At 72.7% G+C, this 4510-nt stretch carries 4 protein-coding genes; 2 read left to right on the top strand and 2 right to left on the bottom strand.

The window, feature by feature from the left end:
- Positions 1 to 48: 48 nt before the first annotated feature.
- Complete coding sequence (locus ABD54_RS25475) at positions 49 to 999, bottom strand: CDP-alcohol phosphatidyltransferase family protein (protein WP_047872093.1); 951 nt, start codon at positions 997 to 999, stop codon at positions 49 to 51.
- Between the two features lie 225 nt (positions 1000 to 1224).
- On the opposite strand from ABD54_RS25475, the gene ABD54_RS25470 reads away from it, so the two are divergent.
- On the top strand, positions 1225 to 2664 hold the full coding sequence (locus ABD54_RS25470; RefSeq protein WP_047872092.1) for a GuaB1 family IMP dehydrogenase-related protein: 1440 nt from the start codon (positions 1225 to 1227) through the stop codon (positions 2662 to 2664).
- A gap of 29 nt (positions 2665 to 2693) precedes the next feature.
- Here the strand turns inward: ABD54_RS25470 and ABD54_RS25465 are convergent, their stop codons facing one another.
- Positions 2694 to 3470: an endonuclease V gene (locus tag ABD54_RS25465; RefSeq protein WP_047872091.1), complete on the bottom strand. Its 777-nt coding sequence runs from the start codon at positions 3468 to 3470 to the stop codon at positions 2694 to 2696.
- 196 nt (positions 3471 to 3666) lie between these two features.
- On the opposite strand from ABD54_RS25465, the gene ABD54_RS25460 reads away from it, so the two are divergent.
- The gene (locus ABD54_RS25460) at positions 3667 to 4473 is read left to right on the top strand and encodes an ATP-binding cassette domain-containing protein (RefSeq protein WP_047872090.1); all 807 of its coding nucleotides are present in this window, start codon (positions 3667 to 3669) and stop codon (positions 4471 to 4473) included.
- Positions 4474 to 4510: the final 37 nt, after the last annotated feature.

Below are 4510 nucleotides of genomic sequence, written 5' to 3'. Positions count from 1 at the left end.
GGACCCGCCCCTCCCGTGTCGCTCCCGCCCGCGGTGGGGAGGGCCGGTTCAGCTCCCGCTGGTCGGGTGCGGGGCCGCGGGGGCGCCGGGGACGGCGCCCGAGGCCAGCAGTCGGCGGCGGCGCGCCTCGAACCTGTTCGTGTCCTTCCACAGCCGCAGCACCAGGATCACCTCGAAGAAGGCCAGCGCCAGGACGGAGAACACCGCGACGGGGATGATCAGGCTGTTGAGCGGGGTGAAGAGGGAGACCAGCGCGGTCACCGGGGCCACCACGCACAGGAACATCTCGAACTCGATGCCGCTGAACAGGTGCGGGCGCACACGGTGGCGCAGGAGCCGGTCGCGCACGCGCGGGTAGAGGCCGGTCGGGGCGGGGGCGTCCGGCCGGGCCGGGGCCTCCCCCGTCTCCTCGTCCTCGGGGTCGGCCTCGCGCCGGGCCTCAGCGAGCCGTTCGGTGTCCCCGGTCAGCTCGGCGAGCGCCTGGTTCATGGTCCGGCGGGACTTGGCGACCTGGGGGCCGTTGAGGTAGCGCAGCAGGTCGAAGAAGACCACCACCGGCGCCGCGATCAGGTAGACCTCGTGGCCGGTGAGCAGCCACTGGCCGATCAGCAGCGCCATCACGCAGCCGAAGAAGCGGATGCGGTCGAAGACGAAGTCCACCCAGCTACCGAAGACCGTGCCGGTGCCCTTGAGCCGGGCGATCTTGCCGTCCATGCAGTCCAGGACGAAGCTGAGGTGGAAGAGCAGTCCGCCCGCCAGCAGCCATGCCCAGTTGAAGGCCTCGGCACCCGGCACGAGGACCGGCGCGATGAAGCAAAGCATGGAGAGCAGGCCGAAGACCCCCGCCCCCAGCGTCAGCTGGTTGGGCGTGATGTCGGTGCGGTTCGCGGTCCAGACGACGAGGCGTCCGGCCAGGGGGTCCACCAGGAAGACCGTCCACCAGGCGTCCTTCGCCTTGTAGGTCTCTTCCTTGACTTGCGCGAAAGTGAAACGCGGCATGCGGGCTCTCCAGGAGCGCCCATCCGGGCCCCGGCGCCCGACGACGCGCTGGCAGGGGCGGGGAAGGGCTGTGTCGGCGGGGATCCGGGTCATCATGCCAGATCGGGTGTCGACCGACCTAATTCGTGACGGCATACTTGACCGGTAAGAGGGGGATCAACAGGCGGCCGCGCGCGGCATGCGGCGGATGGTCCACCCCCTTCGGTCTCGACCGAGGTAGAGGCATTGCGTTTTCTCAACGACCAGGCACCCCAGCAGGACCTGACCTACAGCGACGTGTTCATGGTCCCCAACCGGAGCTCCGTGGGTTCCCGGCTCAGCGTGGACCTGTCGTCGCCGGACGGCACCGGCACCACGATCCCGCTGGTCGTGGCGAACATGACCGCGGTCGCCGGGCGCAGGATGGCCGAGACCGTCGCCAGGCGCGGCGGTGTCGCGGTCATCCCGCAGGACATCCCCCTCGACGTGGTCTCCGACGTCGTCTCCTGGACCAAGCGGCGGCACCTGGTGTACGACACCGCCATCACGCTCAACCCGTCCAGCACCGTGGGCGAGGCGCTCAACCTGCTGCCCAAGCGCGCGCACAACGCCGTGATCGTGGTGGACGGGGACCGCAGGCCCGTCGGCGTGGTCACCGAGGCCGACTGCACCGGAACGGACCGCTTCGCCCAACTGCGCGACGTGATGTCCACCGAGCTGATGACCATCCCGGCGGGCACCGAGCCGCGCGAGGCGTTCGGGATGCTGCACGACTTCCGCCACCGGCTGGCCCCGGTCGTGGACGGGAACGGCTCACTGGTGGGCGTGCTGACCCGCACGGGAGCGCTGCGCTCCACCCTGTACACGCCCGCCGTGGACTCGGACGACCGGCTGCGCGTGGCCGCGGCCGTCGGCATCAACGGCGACGTGGCGGGCAAGGCCGCCGAGTTGCTGGAGGCCGGGGTGGACACCCTTGTCATCGACACCGCGCACGGCCACCAGGAGAAGATGCTGACCGCGGTCTCCAAGGTGCGCGCGCTGTCGCCGCGAGTGCCGATCGTGGCGGGCAACATCGTCACCGCCCGGGGCACGCGCGAGCTGATCGAGGCGGGTGCCGACATCGTCAAGGTCGGTGTGGGCCCGGGCGCGATGTGCACGACCCGCATGATGACCGCCGTGGGCCGCCCCCAGTTCTCCGCCGTGCTGGAGTGCGCCGAGGCGGCGCGCGAGCTGGGCGGGCACGTGTGGGCGGACGGCGGCGTACGCCACCCGCGCGACGTGGCCCTCGCCCTGGCCGCGGGCGCGTCCAACGTGATGGTGGGCTCGTGGTTCGCGGGGACCTACGAGTCGCCGGGCGACGTCATGCGCGACGCCGAGGGCAGGCAGTACAAGGAGAGCTTCGGCATGGCGTCGGCCCGCGCGGTCCGGCTGCGCACGGCCGAGGACTCCCCGTTCGAGCGGGCCCGCAAGGCGCTGTTCGAGGAGGGCATCTCCACGGGCCGGATGTACCTGGACCCGGAGCGCCCCGGCGTGGAGGACCTGATCGACCAGATCGTCGCCGGTGTGCGCAGCTCGATGACCTACGCGGGCGCCTCCTCGCTGGCGGAGTTCCACGAGCGCGCCGTGGTGGGCGTGCAGAGCGCCGCCGGGTACAACGAGGGGCGCCCTGTTCCCACGAGCTGGTAGGAAGCCGGGGGCCGGCGTCCCCGTCCGGGTCAGTCGGCCCGGCCCTCCTTCGCGGCGAGTACCGCCTTGCGGTGCTCGCCGCAGAGCTTGTCGGCGTGCCGGACCGGCTCGGGCACCCGGTACTTGGGCGAGAGCCGCAGCACCAGCTCGGCCGCGCCCTCCAGGTCCACCCGGTGGCCGACGGACACGTAGACGGGCTTGACCCCCCTGCGGGTGCGCAGCACGCGCCCGATCACCTCCTTGCCCTGGTCGGCCAGCGCGAAGGAGTCGGGGACCACCTCCGACCGCCCGGCCACCATGGGCGTCCACGACCCCCGCTCCTCACCGGGCACGCTGTGCCTGCCGAACAGCACCGACTTGGCCGACCCCACCACCGGCAGGTCCAGAAGCACCCCCAGGTGGCAGGCGACCCCGAAGCGGCGGGGGTGCGCCAGACCGAAGCCGTCGCACAGGTACACGTCCGGGGTCACCTTGAGCCGCCCCAGCGCCTCCAGGACAGGCGGGGACTCGCGGAACCCGAACAGCCCCGAGATGTAGGGGAAGGACGGCTGTGAGGAGATCGCGACGGACTCGACCACCTCCAGGGTCCGCACGTCCATGACCACGGCCGCCGCGGAGAGCGCCGTGTTGTCCGTGGCGTAGCTGACGTCCAGCCCGGCCACCAGCCGCACCGCGTCCACGTCCAACGGCTCCGCACGGACCCGGTCGGCGAGCCCGCGCTGGAGCGCGACGGCCTCCTTGGGGTCGCTGGGCCAGTTCTCCGGGTCGTCCAGGACCCTCGCGACCCGCTCGGAGATCTCCGACATCCCGATCCTCCCGTTCGTTCGGTGGTACGCCTCCTCCCATCCAATCCCACTACCCGGACGCACGCGGTGCACGTGGGCGGCGGAGCTGTGCGGCACTCCACAGCTCCCGGCGCCCGGAGGAGTCGTATGCGCGCTGTACGGTGGTTTCCGCAGTTTTGCACTGACTGGTCAGTTCAAAAACGAAGGGGGCCGGGGGATGCGACGGGCGACCGGAGCTCGTGTACAGGCCGAGGGCGTCGGGCTCGCCACCCGGGAGGGCCCCGTGTACACGGGCGTGGGGTTCACGGCCCGGCCGGGCACTCTCACCGTCTTCCGGGCCGACTCCGGAGGAGGGCGCAGCGCCCTGCTGCTCACCCTGACCGGCCGGATGCGCCCCTCGGAGGGGAAGCTGTACGTGGACGGCCACGCCCTGCCCCGGCACGCGCGCCGGGTCCGCCGGATCAGCTCGCTCGGGCTGATGGACGGGGCCAACCCCCTGGACGAGCGGCTCCGGGTCCGCGAGCACCTGTCCGAGGGGCTGCTGCTGCGCATGCGCCCCGCCGCACGGAGCCTGGCCGACGAGGCCATGGAGGCCGCGGGGCTGGGCGGGCTGGACCGCCGGTCGCTGGTGCGGGAGCTGCCCATGATCGAACGGCGCCGCCTCGGGCTGGCCCTGGCCCTGCTGGCCGAACCCCGGCTGCTGGCGGTCGACGACGTCGACGGCGGCCTGGAACCCGGGCACCGGGCCGACCTGTGGCGCACCCTCAAGGCGCTGGCGGACGACGGGCTGACGGTGGTCGCCACCTGCGCCGACTCCGGCGAGCTGGCCCGGGTGGCCGGGCCGGGCACCCGGGGGCCGATCCCGCTGCGCCAGGACGCGGGCGACCCGTCCGCCTCCGGAACCGGAGGCGCGGGCTCCGCGGGCGGCGCGTCCGCCGCGCCGCCGGGCGCCGCCGGGCTCCTCGGGCGGCCTCCTCCGTCCTGCCGGTGGCCCTCGTCAACGAGGACGAACCGGTCGAGGTAGCCGTTGATCGCCGACGCCGCGGCGGCCTCCTTGATCT

The sequence above is a fragment of the Nocardiopsis sp. RV163 genome (genome assembly GCF_001029525.1).
Lineage (GTDB): Bacteria > Actinomycetota > Actinomycetes > Streptosporangiales > Streptosporangiaceae > Nocardiopsis > Nocardiopsis dassonvillei.
Note: the sequence above shows the minus strand (reverse complement) of the source record. Positions and strands in the feature narration are given on the sequence as shown.

Coding starts and splice junctions, on each gene's coding strand:
- ABD54_RS25475 (WP_047872093.1), bottom strand. CDS start 999: ATGCCGCGTTTCACTTTCGCGCAAGTCAAGGAAGAGACCTACAAGGCG.
- ABD54_RS25465 (WP_047872091.1), bottom strand. CDS start 3,470: ATGTCGGAGATCTCCGAGCGGGTCGCGAGGGTCCTGGACGACCCGGAG.
- ABD54_RS25460 (WP_047872090.1), top strand. CDS start 3,667: ATGCGACGGGCGACCGGAGCTCGTGTACAGGCCGAGGGCGTCGGGCTC.